This window comes from Ruegeria sp. CG1 (genome assembly GCF_056537265.1).
In genome coordinates this window covers 446719-462689 of record NZ_JBQFRF010000001.1, presented here as the reverse complement: position 1 = coordinate 462689, position 15971 = coordinate 446719, and the positions used below count along the sequence as shown (strand labels likewise).

Here is a 15971-nt window from a genome sequence, read left to right as displayed (position 1 = left end):
ACGTTAACCTTCCCGCAAATCGTGGGGGGGCGCCATGAGCGACTATTATGATCTGGGCACGTATTCCTGTGCCGTCACCACAGCATCACCCGAAGCACAGCTTTGGTTCGATCGCGGATTGGTCTGGACGTATGGCTATAACCACGACGAAGCGGTCACGTGCTTTCAGAAAGCTGCCGAGATTGACCCGGATTGCGCCATGGCCCATTGGGGCGTCGCCTATGCAGCAGGCCCAAACTATAACCTGCCTTGGGAATTGCGGGACGATCAGGGCCGGGCCAAATCACTGGCCATCGCCTATGATGCAACACAGAAGGCGCTGTCGCTGCTCGACGGGTGCACAGCGGTTGAGCAAGCGTTGATCCGCGCCCTACCCGCCCGATACCCTCAGCGCGCGCCCACCGAAAACATGCACCAGTGGGACTATGACTATGCGGACGCCATGCGCGCCGCATTTGCCGAACAGCCTGATGATCTGGACCTGCGCACGATCCATGTTGAGGCGCTGATGAACCTCACCCCGTGGCAGATGTGGGACCTGAAAACGGGCCAACCGGCCGAGGGTGCCGCGACCCTTGAAGCGCAAGACGCTTTGGAGAGCGCTATGGTCAATAACCCGGCGTCGATGTCTCATCCCGGTCTACTTCACCTATATGTGCACCTGATGGAGATGTCGCCGACGCCAGAAAAGGCGCTGCAGGCCGGAGACATCCTGCGTACACTCGTACCCGATGCCGGTCACCTGGTGCATATGCCGACCCATATCGACGTGCTGTGCGGCCACTATCACAACGTTGCCTACTGGAACGAAAAGGCCACCGAGGCCGATCTGAAATATTATGAGCGTGAAGGCGCGTTCAACATTTATACCGGCTATCGTCAGCACAACTATCACTTCACCATCTATGGCGCTCTGTTTCTCGGTCAGATGGAACCAGCCCTGCGTGCCAATCAGGGCCTGTGGGATACCACCCCCGAAGATATGCTTCGGATCGAAAGCCCGCCGATGGCGGATTATTTTGAAAGCTACATGTCCATGGGCCCGCATATCCTGATCCGCTTTGGCCGCTGGGAAGAGGCCAAGGCACTGAATTTGCCAGACGACCCTGACCTTTATCGCACTTTGACAGCAACAACACATTATGCTCGCGCCATCGCCCATGCGGCCACTGATGAGGTGGCGCAAGCCGAGGCCGAAGAGCAGTTGTTCCTTGCCGCAAAAACCTGCGTGCCCGAGACCCGCCGCCTGCACAACAATCGGGTCATCGACCTTCTGGAGATCGCAGCGGAAATGCTGCGCGGAGAAATCGAGTATCGCAAAGGCAACTACGAGATTGCCTATGCACATCTACGCCGCTCGGTCGAGTTGGATGACACGCTGCCCTATGACGAGCCATGGGGTTGGATGCAACCAACACGCCATGCGCTTGGTGCGTTGTTGTTCGAACAAGGGCATGTGAACGAGGCCGAGGCAGTCTATCGTGAAGATCTAGGCTTGGGTGGCACGCTCAGCCGCGCCTCGATCCACCCTGACAATGTCTGGAGTTTGAAGGGTTTGCATGATTGCCTGAAAGCACGCGGCGAGACAGTAGAAATCCGCCAAATCAAGCAACGCCTTGATCTTGCCTTGGCGCGCGCGGACCGCACCGTCGGCGCGTCATGCTTCTGTGCCCAAGCCGCTATGAGGGCTGCGGAATGAAGCTATTCCTTTTGGTGGCAGGCCTGCTGCTTGCCACTCCAGCGCTGGCACAGCGCCAGACCTTTCCACCTATCGACGAGGCAGGTCAAAATCCATCACTGGTCGCATTCCGAGCTGACTTGCTGGCGAAAATCGAGGCACGCGATACCGATGCAGTTGTCGCCGCCGCTTGTCCCGACATCTATCTCAGCCACGGTACAGCAGGTGGACCGGAAGAGTTTCGCACCAACTTGACTGTGCCTCCGGAAACGCTTGGTGAAGAATTTAAGGACGAGGCTGCGGAGCTACGTGATTTTTACTGGTCGCAATTGCAGCAAACGGTTTCCCAACCGGGATATTTTGACGATCAGGGTGAATTCTGGATGCCGCACTATTGGCGGATCATTCTTCCCGCTACAGTGGACCCTTTCACCGCCTTCTACGTTTCGGGCGAAAGCATCACACTGCGTCAAGCACCGTCTCGTGGCGCGCCCATCCTCGCGCTGATCAGTCATGAAATCGTGATCGTCCCTGACTATCAACCTGATGAGGAATACCAGAAAATCAGACTGACCGATGGGACATCGGGCTACTTACTCAGCGATTTTCTGGCATCAATGGTCGGTTACCGCGCTGCGTTTGTAAAATCCGAAGCGGGTGACTGGCAGCTCTGCACTTTTGTGACAGGGGACTAGGCTTTCGCCTTTTTCTTCACAGCCACGACCTTTTCGGCCAGATCACGGGCGATGGCAAACGCACCTTTGATCTTGTCGCTGTCCTTCTTCCAGTCGCGCCGCACAACGATCTTGTTGTCCTTGACCTTGGCCAGCCCGCGTTGGTTCTGAATGAACTCGACCAACCCCTCGGGTGAGGCGAACTTATCATTGTGGAACTGTATCGTTGCGCCCTTTGGCCCGCCGTCCAGCTTGGCGATCCCGGCACGTTTGCACATCGCCTTAATGCGCACGACAAGCATCAGGGTATTCACCTCTTTCGGCAGGCTGCCGAAGCGGTCGATCAACTCGGCAGCGAATCCTTCCAGTTCCACTTTCGTCGACAGTGACGACAGGCGGCGGTAGAGGCCCAGACGCACGTCCAGATCGGGCACATAATCCTCGGGGATCAGAACCGGGACACCCAGATTGATCTGCGGCGCCCATTGGTCATCGGCATCCGATAGCCCCTCCATCTCGCCGGCTTTGATCTTGGCAATCGCCTCTTCCAGCATCGATTGGTAGAGTTCGTAGCCCACATCACGCATCTGGCCGGACTGTTCCTCACCCAGCAGGTTGCCCGCACCACGAATGTCGAGATCTTGCGATGCCAGTGTGAACCCGGCCCCGAGCGTATCCAGCGAGCCCAGAACCCGCAGCCGTTTCTCAGCCGTCGCCGTCAGGCGCTGGCGCGGTTTGGTGGTCAGATAGGCATAGGCGCGGGTTTTTGAGCGCCCCACCCGCCCCCGGATCTGATAGAGCTGCGCTAGGCCAAACATATCCGCCCGATGCACAACCATCGTGTTGGCAGTTGGAATATCCAGCCCGCTTTCCACAATCGTCGTGGCCAGCAGAACGTCGTATTTACCGTCGTAGAACGCGTTCATCCGGTCATCAAGCTCACCCGCAGCCATCTGCCCGTGTGCGACCACGTAGGATAATTCAGGCAACTGCTCTTTCAGGAATTCCTCGATCTCAGGCAGGTCAGAGATGCGTGGCACCACATAGAAGCTCTGCCCGCCACGATAATGCTCGCGCAGCAGCGCCTCACGGATCGTTACCGCGTCGAATTCGCTGACATAGGTGCGGATCGCAAGCCGGTCGATGGGGGGCGTGCCTATGATCGACAGATCACGCACGCCTGTCAGGGACAGTTGCAGAGTTCGTGGGATCGGTGTCGCTGTCAGGGTCAGGACGTGTACATCTGAACGCAGCTGTTTCAGCCGTTCTTTGTGGCCCACGCCGAAATGCTGTTCCTCGTCGATGATCAGCAGGCCTAGATTATTGAACCGTATCCCTTTCGCCAGCAACGCATGGGTGCCGATCACGATATCTACAGTGCCTCGCGCCAACCCATCGCGGGTTTGCTGCGCCTCTTTGGCCGAGACAAAGCGCGACAGTTGCCGGACTTCAAGTGGGAAACCCCGGAAGCGTTCCTTGAAGGACGCCGCGTGTTGCCGCGCGAGCAACGTGGTCGGTGCCACAATGGCAACCTGTACGCCCGACATCGCGGCGACAAAGGCTGCGCGCATGGCGACCTCGGTCTTGCCAAAGCCTACATCCCCACAGATCAGGCGATCCATCGGCGCGCCGGAATGCATATCCTCCATCACTTCGGAGATGGCGCGCAACTGATCGTCGGTCTCCTGATATGGGAAACGCGCGCTGAACTCTTCCCATGCATGCGGCGGTGGGTCCATGACAGGAGCTTTCCGCAGGGCTCGTTCGGCGGCGATGCGGATCAGCTTGTCCGCCATTTCGCGGATGCGCTCTTTCAGCTTGGCCTTCTTGGCCTGCCAAGCGCCACCACCCAAGCGATCAAGCAGACCTTCGTCATGGCCATATTTCGAAAGCAGTTCGATGTTTTCGACCGGCAGGTAGAGTTTGGACTGTTCAGCATATTCCAGCAGCAGGCATTCATGCGCGGCCCCCGCAGCCGTAACGACCTCCATCCCCTGATACCGCCCGATCCCGTGGTCAACATGCACCACCAGATCACCGGGCGACAGCGACTGCGTTTCAGTCAGGAAGTTCTCGGCCTTGCGGCGTTTCTTGGGTTGGCGGATCAGACGGTCGCCCAGAACGTCCTGTTCCGAGATCACGGTCAGATTGGGCGCTTCAAACCCGTGTTCCAATGCCCAAACCGCAAGATGCAGGCCGCGCTTTCCAACCCGGGTTCCGTCGGTCACCGGGATCGCCTCGGCCAGGCCTTCATCTTCGATCAAGCCGGTCAGTCGTTCACGAGCGCCTTCGGAGTAAGAGGCAATGAGGACCGGCCCCTTGTCCATCTTTTCGGTGATATGCGCCGCCAGAGCGCCAAACAGGCTGATGCTTTCCTGCTGACGTTCGGGTGCAAAGTTGCGCCCGATCCGTCCGCCTGCATCGATCACGCCCGGACCACTCGCCTGCGGCAGCGGGCTGAACTGCAAAACGCGACGATCGCCCACTGCATCTTCCCATGCAGCATCGTCCATATAGAGCAGACCGGGAGGCGTCGGTTTATAAACCGTATCCATGCGCGAGCGGTTTTCCAAAGCGAGCTTTCGCGTCTCATACTGATCCGCAATCGTATCCCAGCGCGCCAGCCGAGCAGGCGTGACTTGATCGTCAAGCGAGATTGAGGCCCCCGGAAGATAGTCGAACAGGGTTTCCAGTTTTTCATGGAAAAACGGCAGCCAATGCTCAATCCCCTGGTGCTTGCGACCTGCGCTGACAGCTTCGTATAAGGGATCATCCGTACCCGCCGCGCCGAATTCGATGCGATAGTTCTGACGGAATCGGGTGATGGCGGCTTCGTCCAGTATGACCTCGGACACCGGGGCAAGCTCGACCACATCAAGTTTTTCAGTCGTTCGCTGCGAGACAGGATCAAACCGGCGTGCACCATCCAGAACATCCCCGAACAAGTCCAGCCGCACGGGACCGCTCTCACCGGGTGGGAAGATGTCGATGATACCGCCTCGGATAGCGTAGTCTCCGGGCTCCATCACCGTGGGGCTTTGGGTAAAGCCCATGCGCACCAGAAAGTTGCGTAGGGCATCTTCGTCGATGCGCTGATCTACGCGAGCGGTGAATGCGGCCTCTCGCAATACTGCACGCGCGGGTACCCGTTGGGTCGCGGCATTGAGCGTGGTCAGCAGCACGAACCGCTGCGGCATCTGATGCACCAAAGCAGCCAGTGTTGCCACGCGGGCAGCAGAAATGTCGGCGTTGGGCGACACCCGATCATAGGGCAAGCAGTCCCATCCGGGGAATACAAATACGGGCATGTCCGGCGCAAAGAATGCCAACGCTGCCCGCATCGCCTCCATCCGTTTGTCATCGCGGGCGATATGACAGACTGGACCGCCCGAGCGCGCGATCTCATTCAGCACAAGCTGTGCATCAAACCCCTCGGGGCCGCCGCCGACTGTTACGTGGTTCGGAGCCGTCATTACCTTGCCTTTCAGGGACTACTAACCCAGGACACCAATCGAAATGTTCTGATACATTCCCCAGAACGCAGTGATCAAGATCGAGAACATACCGATGATCTGAGTAAAGGTCCGACTGCGCGTCAGCGTATTGGAAACATTTTCTACGGTCGCTTCTTGAGTCTGCAATCGACGCGCTGCCGCAATACTGATCATCATGACAAAACACATCGGGAGCAGAAGAAGGAATACGGCCTGTGCAAATTCCACGTCGTAGAAGAATCCCAACGTTGCAAGGCCTGTCAAAACAAAACAGCAAATTGCCATCAATACCAGACCCGAGGTTTCGACGATGTACAACACTCTGTTCGAGTTGATCCGCGCGACATCGAGAAGGTCTTGTTCTGATTGACCACCTACACGACGGGCGCGCATCACCAGATCATAGGGCACCCCCATCGTCCAGTGGCTGGCAGATGACCAAAGAACGGCCAGACCGATCCAGTACCACAGATTCGAAAAACTCCGCATGTCGATGAGTTCGAAAATCGAAGAGTATATGTCCAAGCGTCTGCCCTTTGTTCAACGTCCGCAGGGACCGTCATCGTAGCGATGCGTCCATTGTTACCCTTGAGACCACCGGGAATTCATGCCACCCAATGCGCAATTGTTCAAGGAGAGTGCGCCATGAAACCGACCATCGCCCCATATCCCCGGACCCGTTTCCGCCGGGCCCGCCAATCTGAGGCGATCCGGGGTCTGGTGCGCGAGAACACATTGACCGTGAATGACTTTATTTGGCCTGTTTTTGTGCGCGACGGTGAAAACATCGAAGAACCCGTCCCGTCGATGCCCGGGGTCGTGCGACGCTCGGTCGACCTGATCGCCAAAGCCGCGGTTGAAGCGCAAGCCCTTGGTATTCCTGCAATATGTATTTTCCCGTACACCGATCCGAGCCTGAAAACCGAAGATTGTGCCGAGGCCTGGAACCCCGACAACCTGTCCAACCGCGCCATTCGTGCAATTAAGACTGCTGCGCCCGAAATCGCGGTGATGACGGATGTGGCCCTGGACCCCTACAACATCAACGGCCATGACGGCTATGTGGTCGATGGCGAGATTGTGAATGACCAGACTGTTGAGGCGCTGGTGAACATGACGCTGGCGCAGGCCGAAGCCGGAGCTGACATCATCGGCCCGTCCGACATGATGGATGGCCGTATCGGCGCCATGCGCAGCGCACTTGAGTCGGCGGGTCACCACAATGTCATGATCCTGAGTTATGCCGCCAAATATGCCAGCGCTTTCTACGGCCCTTTCCGCGACGCCGTTGGGGCATCGGGCGCTCTGACCGGTGACAAGAAGACCTATCAGATGGACCCTGCCAACTCGGACGAGGCCCTCCGTCTGATCGAGCGTGATCTGACCGAGGGTGCAGATATGGTCATGATCAAACCGGGGATGCCATACTTGGATATCTGCCGACGGGTCAAAGACAGCTTCGGTGCGCCGACCTATGCCTATCAGGTGTCTGGCGAATATGCGATGATCCAAGCCGCTGCACAAAACGGTTGGATCGACGGCGAAAGGGTGATGCTGGAAAGCCTACTGGCCTTCAAGCGCGCAGGGTGTGACGGCATCCTGACCTATTTTGCACCCGAAGCCGCGCGCATCCTGCAGGGCTAACACCTCAGATTGTCGCAATTTTTCGCCGATTTGCTGCGTGCGCAGCACAGCTTTCCCGTGACAGGCCGGTGCAATCGGCGTATTCTTGCAGACAAGATCGGGAACACCCGACATTTCAGGCACATACACAGAGACAGAGAAACATGAGCAGTTCAAACTCCCCCCGACTTAGCCGTCGCGGTTTTGCTTTTGGCATGGCCGGACTGACGCTGACCGCCGCCTGCGGCAACGGCGTTGGCAACTCCAACGCAGTCACACTCGACGCGCGCGTCGACGCGACGCTGAACGAGATGTACAGCAAGTATCCCAACACCGTTGAGATTGCCAACAAGGCCAACGGAATGTTGGTCATGCCACTGATTACAGATGCCGGATTTATCTTTGGTGGCGCCTATGGTCAGGGTGCACTGCGTATTCAGGGCGCGACGGTCGACTATTATTCCGCCATCTCCGGTACTGCGGGCCTGCAGATCGGCGCACAGCAATATGCGCATGTTCTGTTCTTTATGACCGAAGAGGCCTTGAACGATTTCCGCCGCTCCAGCGGTTGGACGGCCGGTGCAGATATCGGATACGTCGTCGACGCGACCGGAGAATCCTTGTCGACCGACACCACTCAGTTGCGCAAACCCGTGCTGGCCGCAGTCTTTGGACAAGCGGGTCTGAAGTTCGGCGCGACGGTCGAAGGCACCAAATATACGCGCATCATCCCCTAAGACCCAAGATACCACCCTCCCCCCTCTGACGAGCCCCGCTACATCTTGTGGCGGGGCTCCGAGTTTTCGCGGATTTCCACAAATTCCAGTGGCATTCCTCTTTCGGTCGGGCGGAGGTTCCAGTAACCTTGGCGCAAATGACCGCATAGAATTCTCGGGGGACAGATGGGTCTGGTTTTTCGCTGGCTGGTGAGACTTACGACAGGCCTGATCCTGCTGGCAATCGCTGCTGTGGGGTTGGTCTACTTTCTGGCCAGCCAATCCCTGCCTGAATACAATCAAACCCTTGAAGTTGAAGGAATAACTGCCCCTGTCGAGATCGTTCGCGACACTGCAAATGTGCCGCATATACTGGGCCAGTCCGACCCGGACGTGTTCTTTGGTCTGGGCTATGCCCATGCACAAGACAGGCTGTGGCAGATGACCATTCTGCGTCGGACCGCACAGGGCCGCTTGTCCGAAGTGTTCGGCCAGCGCACGGTAGCCATCGACAAATTACTGCGTCGTTTCGATCTTTACGGACTCGCCCATCGCTCAGTCGAGTTTCAGGACGACTATACCAAGGCCGCGCTTCGCGCTTATTCCGCAGGGATCAACGCCCGGCTTACCGAGATCAACGAACAGGCGCTTGGACGTGGCGCCCCCGAGATGTTCCTGTTCAACGCCCCCGTTCCCCCATGGCAGCCGGGCGACAGCGTAGCGATTATCAAGCTGATGAGCCTGCAGCTTTCCGGCCATCTTGCTGATGAAGTGTTGCGCGCACGCACATCGCTGATGCTGGATAATCCCGCACGGCTGGCCGACATTCTGCCCGACGTCCCCGGTCCCGGTATTGCCGCGCTGCCCGAGTATGCTGATCTGTTTCCAGACCTTCCGCGCTATGCCCAAGGCACCCCGATGCCCGACACGCCGCTGTCGCCTTTCCCGCAGCGCGGGCTGGCAGGTGCGTCAAACGCGTGGACCGCCGCGCCGTCCCGCTCGGCCAGCGGTGGCACGTTGCTGGCAAACGATCCGCATCTGGGCCTCACCGCCCCGGGTATCTGGTATCTGGCGCGGCTGGAACTGGCCAAAGGCGGCGTTATCGGTGCAACGATTCCAGGCGTACCGGCAATCTCAGCCGGACGGAGTGAGCGCCTGGGCTGGGGCCTTACCTCCTCCTATCTGGACGATCAGGACGTTCACATCGAACAACTGAACCCCGACAATCCCGAAGAATACCTTACCCCAGACGGCTACAAACGCTTTCAGACCCGCCCTTCGATTATCGAGATCAAAGACGCCGCCCCAATTACCCTGACCCTGCGCTGGACCGAGAATGGCCCGGTTCTGCCGGGCACGCATTATGATCTGGAAACCATCACACCACCGGGCCATGTCGCGTCTCTGTCGTGGAGCGCGCTAAGCCCCCGCGATACATCCATGAGCGCCTCTTTGGCGCTGATGAATGCCGATTCAGTTCGACACGCCATCGACGCGGCCGAGGACTATATTGCCCCTTCGCAAAACTTGTCGCTTGTCGATAAAGACACGATCGGCATGAAACTGGTCGGCGCAATGCCCCGGCGCGATCTGAACAATCAAAGCCGAGGCCGCATTCCCACCCCCGGCTGGCTGGAACGGAACCGTTGGCAGGGCCGCCTGCCCTATTCAGACAATCCTGAATTCGTGGCCCCGGTCGGCGGAGTTCTGGGTAACACCAACAACAAGATTATCGACCGGCCCTTCCCGCGCCATGTGTCGTACGAGTGGGGCGACACCCAGCGGGTCAATCGCTGGGAACGCCTGATGCAATCGCGCGAGGTACATACGCGTGACAGTTTTATCGAAGCGCAGTTGGACACGGTTAGCTTTACAGCGCGATCACTGCTTCCTCTGATCGGCGCCGACCTCTGGTTTACCGGTGAGTCGGCACCCGATGGCACGCCCGAACGGCAGCGTCAGATCGCGCTGGATCTGCTGGCCAACTGGAACGGTGAGATGAACGAGCATCTGCCGGAACCCCTGATCTACGCCGCATGGTTGCGCGCGCTGCAAATCCGCCTGATCTCGGACGAACTTGGCCCGCTGGCTGCCGAATACAAGCATGTCGAGCCGCTGTTTATCGAACGGGTGTATCGCGATATCGACGGTGCCTCGGTCTGGTGCGACGTGGTTCAGAGCGCGCCCGTTGAAAACTGCACCGACATGGCACGACTGGCCCTGGATGACGCGATCATTTGGATTTCCGAGCGCTATGGCCCCGCACTCGAATCTTTACGCTGGGGCGATGCGCATCAGGCCACCCAGGACCACCCTGCGCTGGGCCAGGTTCCGGTGCTGCGGTTTTTCGTCAACATCCGCCAATCCACCAGCGGCGGCGATAACACCCTGCTGCGCGGGCGCACGTCAGGCGAAGGACCGGACCCGTTCCAGAATGTGCATGGCGCAGGTTATCGTGGCGTCTACGATTTTGCGGACCCCGATAGTTCGGTTTTCATCACCGCAACTGGCCAGTCAGGCCATTTCCTATCCCGCTATTATGACGATCAGGCCCAACTATGGCGGCGCGGAGAATACATCCCTATGTCGCTGGATATCGGGCTTGCCCGTGCAGCGGCGGTTGGTGCGACTGTCCTGAACCCGCGCTGATCTGATCGGCAAATCCCCGCCCCTTTTTGAACCTCGCGTGGCGCACCCCTTCGTTATCGCCTAAACTCGTCTGGCCGTCGCATTGCACGAAGGGGGAAAATGCATGGGCAGCTTTCGAGACACCTTAAACAATCTCGCACGCGATTATGCGATCGCCTGGAGCTCGGGCGATCCCGACTTGGTCGCCAGTTTTTTCGCCCCCGAAGGTCAGATCAGCATCAATCGCGGTGAGCCCTTGCGTGGCCATGCCGCAATCGCCGAAATGGCTCGCGGGTTCTATGCAGAATTCCCCGATCTTGAGGTGCGTTGCGATATGATGCGTTGGGCCGGAGGGCATGCCATTTTTGTCTGGACCCTCGAAGGCCATCACGCCGAGACCGGCAACCGTGTCGTTACACGCGGCTGGGAAGAGTGGGAGCTTTCAAAGGACAACAAGGTGCTATCGTCGCTTGGGTGGTTCGATGCAGAGGATTACCAGCGCCAGATAGACGGTACCTAGAACGCCGCGAAGCGGGACGCCTGCTTGTCAGTCCAGAGCACCGTGATCTCGAACCCCTCTTCGGTCTGATCTTCAGACCTGACCACATCCTGACGATAGAGCCACGCGCGTTTGTCACCATCGGCAAAGCCCAGTTTCAGGATAGTCTCATGCCGCGCGCCCTGCAGGATCGTGGCGATTTCAGACAGCAGCGGATCAACACCTTCGCCCGTTACGGCCGATATGGCAAAGATCGCCGGATCACGCTCGGCCCGGGCAAGCGCGGCTTCGCGGTCTTCCGGGCTCAGCAGATCGATCTTGTTCCAAACCTCCAACCGGGGGCGACTGTCCTCAACACCCAAAGAGTTCAGGATCGCCTCAACATCCCGTGCCTGTGCCTCGGTTTCTTCGTGGCTGATATCGCGGACATGCACGACCAGATCAGCCCCCAGAACCTCTTCCAGCGTGGCGCGGAAGGCCGCAACCAGTTCCGTGGGCAGGTTCGAGATGAAACCCACGGTATCGGACAGGATCACCTCGGGGCCATCCGGCAGCTCAACCCGTCGCATGGTTGGGTCCAACGTGGCGAACAGCATGTCTTTTGCCATCACCTCGGCCCCGGTTAGGCTGTTGAACAGCGTGGATTTCCCGGCGTTTGTATAGCCAACAAGTGCAACAATCGGGTATGGAACCTTCGCGCGCGCTGCGCGGTGTAAGGTGCGGGTCTTCACCACTTTTTGCAATTGGCGGCGCAGGCGGACCAGTTGTTCATCAATGGCACGCCGGTCGGCCTCGATCTGAGTTTCACCGGGACCACCCACAAACCCAAGGCCACCGCGCTGACGTTCCAGGTGGGTCCAGGCCCGAACCAGTCGCGTACGCTGATAGCTAAGCGCGGCCATCTCAACTTGCAGCACACCTTCACGGGTACGCGCACGGTCGCTGAATATTTCCAGAATCAAACCGGTCCGGTCGAGGATTTTGACCTTCCACGCCTTTTCCAGATTGCGCTGCTGAACCGGAGTCACTGGCCCGTCGATCAGAACCAGCTCGATCTCATTGTCGTGGACGCGTTCGGCCAGTTCCTCGATCTTGCCGCTGCCGAACAGAAAACCAGCCTGCGCGCGCGGTAGGCGCACTATTTCGGAACCGACCACATCCAGATCGGGCAAAGCGGCAGCTAGTGCCACCGCCTCTTCCAGCGCTGGTTCGGGGACACGGCGCTGTTCATCTGATTTGATTTCGGGATGCAGCACCCAAGCCCGGGTGCGCGCCCTCTCATGTTCCATCAAGAGGCGTCTTCGCCCTCATACAGGTTGATCGGCTGTGACGGCATGATGGTCGAAATCGCATGCTTGTACACCAACTGCGACTGTCCGTCGCGGCGCAGCAGCACGCAGAAGTTATCGAACCAGGTGATTACACCCTGCAATTTCACACCGTTGATCAGGAATATTGTGACCGGGACCTTTGCTTTCCGTACATTGTTCAGGAACGCGTCCTGCAGATTCTGTCTGTCCGAAGCCATATTTTGTTATCTCGCCATTGTTCTTGCTACGCGCTGCGGACCAACGCGCTCCCTCCGGCAGAGTATGGAGTGCCGCGCACAGATATTCCAGATGAAAAATCAGGCAGTAACACCAGGTGCCTGACGCAGGGTCAATCGCGCCACAGCGTTGGCGTAATCAGTGCCACGATCGCCAGAGTTTCCAACCGCCCGATCACCATCGCCGCGCAGACCGTCAACTTGGCCCCGCTGGAAAGATCAATCAGACGTATGGGCACATCCGTTGCCAATTCAATCAACGGCCCCGTGGTGCTGAGTGCGGCAACGCTGAGCAGCATGGCCTGTTCAAAACCTACGCCCATGACGGCCAGCAACAAATCGAACAAGGCCAACGTCAGGGCGAACATCATCAGGAAGATCCAGGCGATGAAGGCACCGTCGCTTTGAATGCGGCGGTTGCCGCCACCCTCTCCGCTGACCGAAGAAGGATAGATCAGTCGGTCAATCTCGCGCTTGCCATTCAGATAGAGCGCAAAAACCCGCAACAGCTTTACCCCACCCGCAGTCGTCGCCACGCCTCCTCCGACCAGGGCTAGCCCCATCAGAATCAGGCCCGGTGTGCTCAAGCCCGACAATTGCTGCGCGTCGTTCCAGTTGGCGCTTTCAAATCCGGCCGTGGTCAGAAACGACATCGCCGTAAACATGAACCCCCAAAAAACGCCAAGTGCTTGCCGCACTTCGACGGCAATGTTCAGTTCGGCCGTTCCAGCCAAAAACCGGATGAACAGCAGCACAGCGACCGCCAGCACAATGAAGATGCCAATCCTAAATTCTGGGTCTTTGTCCAGCCGCGAATACCCTGAGGTCGCTGTATCGGTCGAAAAGGTCAGCCGCGACAGGGCAAAGAACAGGAACAGGAACAGGATCGCCTCGCCAGTGATTCCTGCGGTCGATCCTTCCAATCCACCGACGGGTGATATGCCGGAAGTCGCAATCACTGACATCGCGTGGCTCACGGCAGTAAGCCCTTGCTCACCTGCGATCAACAGCAGGATCCAGATCACAGCTGTCAAACCCGCATAGACGGGTGCCAATGTGCGCGACACGCGGATCAGATGGCCGCGTGGATCGGACTTCTCGCTCTGTGCCACGCCCGAGACGGGACGCCCTGGTTGCCCCCGGGCTGTGACTTCGAAACCGCCCAACGACAAGGGTGCCAGAATCGCGGCCGCCGAGATCCACATCAGCAATCCGCCCATCCAACCGACCAACGCGCGCCATAAGTGCAACGGCGCCGAAAGGCGTGCGGGATCGGGGAACAGATCAGCGCCGGTTGTGGTCAGCGCGCTGACCATATCGAAATAGGCGTTCAGGAAGCTGGTTGTCCCCAGCGCATCATGAAACGGAATAGCAAGAAATATCGGCAGTACGGTAAAGGCGGCCAGCAGAACCGCCAATTGGCCAAGCGTTCCCCGCCGTGGTCGTCGGTTCGACATGGCCAGAGCTATGATCGACACCGCAAAAACACCCAGCAATCCGGAATAGAAGAATGACCGTGAGGTGGCGTGATCATCCAGCGCCAGCGCATAAACTGCGGGTATCCACATTGCCAGCGACACGATACCCCAGATCATCAGCAGCAGCGGCAATCGCCGCAATACTCCGATCCGTTGCTGTCCGCGTGCTTGCAACATCAGAAGAAATCGATTGAAACCTGCATCAGACGCTCAACCTCGGGCACGTCTTTGGCCATTGCAAAGATCGCCACCACGTCTTTCTCGTCGATGCGCAGGCTGCCGGTCGGGCGCAGAACCTCGTCACCTTTGCGTACTGCGCCGACCAGAACGCCTTCTGGGAAATCGATGTCGCGCAGTTTTTGTCCAGCCATGGGCGAGGTTGATAGCACTTCGGCCTCGATTACCTCGGCCTCGGCATCACCAATGGAATACACCTGACGCACGCGCCCGTGCCGAATGTGACGCAGGATCGAACTGACAGTGGTGGCGCGCGGGTTAATATATGCGTCAATCCCCAGCGGTCCCATCAAGGCGACCATGCTGGGGTCGTTGATCAGGGCGATGGCCAGTGGACAACCCTCTCCCTTGGCGCGTACCGCGGCCAGCATGTTGGTGCGATCGTCATCCGTGACCGCCAACATCGCGTCGGCGCGCTCAATCCCTGCTTCGCTCAGCAAAGATGAATCAAGGCCGTCGCCGTTCAGAACAATGGTCCGCTCCAATGCTTCGGCAGCGATTTCGGCGCATTTGCGGTCACGCTCGATAATCTTGGCCCGCACCCGGCTTTCGCGCTCTTCCAGTGTGCGGGCCACTTCCAACCCGACATTACCGCCACCGACGATCACCACACGATCTTGCTTACGCTGAGCCTTGCCGAACACCTCCATCGTACGTTCAACGTCCTTGACGCTCGTGAAGACGTAGCATTCGTCGCCTACAAACAGCTGATCCTCGGATTCCGGTGCAAACAGCGTCCCTTCGCGGCGCACACCAACCACAATCGAGCTGAGCGTTGAAAACAGGTCGGTCAATTGTCGCAGCGGTGTGTTGACGATGGGGCAGTCTTCTTCGACTCGAATGCCCAACAGTTGCGCCTTACCGTCCATGAAAATCTCGGTGTCAAAAGCAGAAGGTGCCGAAAGACGGCGCATCGCTGCGGCGGCAACCTCGCGCTCGGGGCTAATTACGACATCGATGGGCAGATGATCACGACGGTACAGATCGGAGTGGATCGCCTCAAGATAGGATTTTGATCGCAAACGCGCGATCTTGCGCTGGATCGAAAAAACCGAATGCGCCATCTGGCAGGTGACCATATTCACCTCATCCGAATGTGTCGCGGCGATGATCATATCGGCATCCCGCGCCCCTGCACGATCCAGCACATCCGGATAACTGGCGAAACCGGCGATCCCCTGCACGTCCAGCGTCTCGGTCGCGCGACGTACCAGATCGGGATTGTTGTCGACCACCGTCACATCGTTCAGTTCGCCCGAAAGGTGACGCGCAATCTGCCAGCCGACCTGACCGGCGCCGCATATGATGACCTTCATGCTCTTGGCCTTTCTGCCTGAAATCTTTGAATGACAGATGCCCCCAAAGCGGTCAATTGAATTGTCATGCCTCCTAAGCTGC

General features: G+C 58.4%; 12 protein-coding genes. 6 read left to right on the top strand and 6 right to left on the bottom strand.

Going from position 1 to position 15971, the window contains the following annotated elements; all coding sequences use genetic code 11:
• Positions 1–34: 34 nt before the first annotated feature.
• Together ACR0AU_RS02320 and ACR0AU_RS02315 are read left to right on the top strand one after the other, a co-directional pair.
• The gene (locus ACR0AU_RS02320) at positions 35–1699 is read left to right on the top strand and encodes a hypothetical protein (RefSeq protein WP_480795209.1); all 1665 of its coding nucleotides are present in this window, start codon (positions 35–37) and stop codon (positions 1697–1699) included.
• A complete protein-coding gene (locus tag ACR0AU_RS02315; protein ID WP_170567142.1) occupies positions 1696–2373 on the top strand; it encodes an SH3 domain-containing protein in 678 nt (225 codons plus the stop codon). Before ACR0AU_RS02320 ends, ACR0AU_RS02315 begins: the two co-directional genes overlap by 4 nt.
• On the opposite strand, the gene mfd is transcribed toward ACR0AU_RS02315, so the two are convergent.
• Both mfd and ACR0AU_RS02305 read right to left on the bottom strand, forming a co-directional pair.
• Positions 2370–5825, bottom strand: a complete 3456-nt coding sequence (gene mfd / locus ACR0AU_RS02310) for a transcription-repair coupling factor (RefSeq protein WP_170732338.1) — start codon at positions 5823–5825, stop codon at positions 2370–2372. The genes ACR0AU_RS02315 and mfd overlap by 4 nt on opposite strands.
• A gap of 21 nt (positions 5826–5846) precedes the next feature.
• Positions 5847–6371 (bottom strand): component of SufBCD complex, encoded by a 525-nt coding sequence (locus ACR0AU_RS02305; RefSeq protein ID WP_170732339.1) that lies wholly within the window; start codon positions 6369–6371, stop codon positions 5847–5849.
• 120 nt (positions 6372–6491) lie between these two features.
• Between ACR0AU_RS02305 and hemB the strand changes: the two genes are divergently transcribed.
• The 4 genes from hemB to ACR0AU_RS02285 all read left to right on the top strand — a co-directional run bounded on the left by hemB (position 6492) and on the right by ACR0AU_RS02285 (position 11333).
• Positions 6492–7490, top strand: coding sequence for a porphobilinogen synthase (hemB, locus tag ACR0AU_RS02300; RefSeq protein ID WP_170732341.1), 999 nt, complete (start codon positions 6492–6494; stop codon positions 7488–7490).
• Between the two features lie 143 nt (positions 7491–7633).
• A complete protein-coding gene (locus tag ACR0AU_RS02295; RefSeq protein WP_170396874.1) occupies positions 7634–8206 on the top strand; it encodes a lipid-binding SYLF domain-containing protein in 573 nt (190 codons plus the stop codon).
• A gap of 165 nt (positions 8207–8371) precedes the next feature.
• Positions 8372–10834 carry a penicillin acylase family protein gene (locus ACR0AU_RS02290; RefSeq protein ID WP_480795208.1) on the top strand — a complete coding sequence of 821 codons (2463 nt, stop codon included), beginning with the start codon at positions 8372–8374 and terminating at the stop codon, positions 10832–10834.
• A gap of 103 nt (positions 10835–10937) precedes the next feature.
• On the top strand, positions 10938–11333 hold the full coding sequence (locus tag ACR0AU_RS02285) for a nuclear transport factor 2 family protein (protein WP_170567134.1): 396 nt from the start codon (positions 10938–10940) through the stop codon (positions 11331–11333).
• On the opposite strand, the gene hflX is transcribed toward ACR0AU_RS02285, so the two are convergent.
• From hflX to trkA, 4 genes are all read right to left on the bottom strand, one after another.
• Positions 11330–12601, bottom strand: coding sequence for a GTPase HflX (gene hflX, locus ACR0AU_RS02280; protein ID WP_170406099.1), 1272 nt, complete (start codon positions 12599–12601; stop codon positions 11330–11332). The genes ACR0AU_RS02285 and hflX overlap by 4 nt on opposite strands.
• Positions 12601–12840 (bottom strand): RNA chaperone Hfq, encoded by a 240-nt coding sequence (hfq, locus tag ACR0AU_RS02275; RefSeq protein WP_005982826.1) that lies wholly within the window; start codon positions 12838–12840, stop codon positions 12601–12603. Before hfq ends, hflX begins: the two co-directional genes overlap by 1 nt.
• 131 nt (positions 12841–12971) lie before the next feature.
• Positions 12972–14513 (bottom strand): TrkH family potassium uptake protein, encoded by a 1542-nt coding sequence (locus ACR0AU_RS02270; RefSeq protein WP_170396867.1) that lies wholly within the window; start codon positions 14511–14513, stop codon positions 12972–12974.
• On the bottom strand, positions 14513–15889 hold the full coding sequence (trkA, locus tag ACR0AU_RS02265; RefSeq protein ID WP_170396865.1) for a Trk system potassium transporter TrkA: 1377 nt from the start codon (positions 15887–15889) through the stop codon (positions 14513–14515). The genes ACR0AU_RS02270 and trkA overlap by 1 nt, the downstream gene beginning before the upstream one ends.
• Positions 15890–15971: the final 82 nt, after the last annotated feature.

Excerpts from the sequence above, each read along its gene's own strand:
- hfq (WP_005982826.1), bottom strand. The coding sequence starts at position 12,840 with ATGGCTTCGGACAGACAGAATCTGCAGGACGCGTTCCTGAACAATGTA.
- ACR0AU_RS02290 (WP_480795208.1), top strand. The coding sequence starts at position 8,372 with ATGGGTCTGGTTTTTCGCTGGCTGGTGAGACTTACGACAGGCCTGATC.
- ACR0AU_RS02270 (WP_170396867.1), bottom strand. The coding sequence starts at position 14,513 with ATGTTGCAAGCACGCGGACAGCAACGGATCGGAGTATTGCGGCGATTG.
- hemB (WP_170732341.1), top strand. The coding sequence starts at position 6,492 with ATGAAACCGACCATCGCCCCATATCCCCGGACCCGTTTCCGCCGGGCC.
- ACR0AU_RS02315 (WP_170567142.1), top strand. The coding sequence starts at position 1,696 with ATGAAGCTATTCCTTTTGGTGGCAGGCCTGCTGCTTGCCACTCCAGCG.
- ACR0AU_RS02295 (WP_170396874.1), top strand. The coding sequence starts at position 7,634 with ATGAGCAGTTCAAACTCCCCCCGACTTAGCCGTCGCGGTTTTGCTTTT.
- trkA (WP_170396865.1), bottom strand. The coding sequence starts at position 15,889 with ATGAAGGTCATCATATGCGGCGCCGGTCAGGTCGGCTGGCAGATTGCG.
- hflX (WP_170406099.1), bottom strand. The coding sequence starts at position 12,601 with ATGGAACATGAGAGGGCGCGCACCCGGGCTTGGGTGCTGCATCCCGAA.
- ACR0AU_RS02285 (WP_170567134.1), top strand. The coding sequence starts at position 10,938 with ATGGGCAGCTTTCGAGACACCTTAAACAATCTCGCACGCGATTATGCG.
- mfd (WP_170732338.1), bottom strand. The coding sequence starts at position 5,825 with ATGACGGCTCCGAACCACGTAACAGTCGGCGGCGGCCCCGAGGGGTTT.
- ACR0AU_RS02320 (WP_480795209.1), top strand. The coding sequence starts at position 35 with ATGAGCGACTATTATGATCTGGGCACGTATTCCTGTGCCGTCACCACA.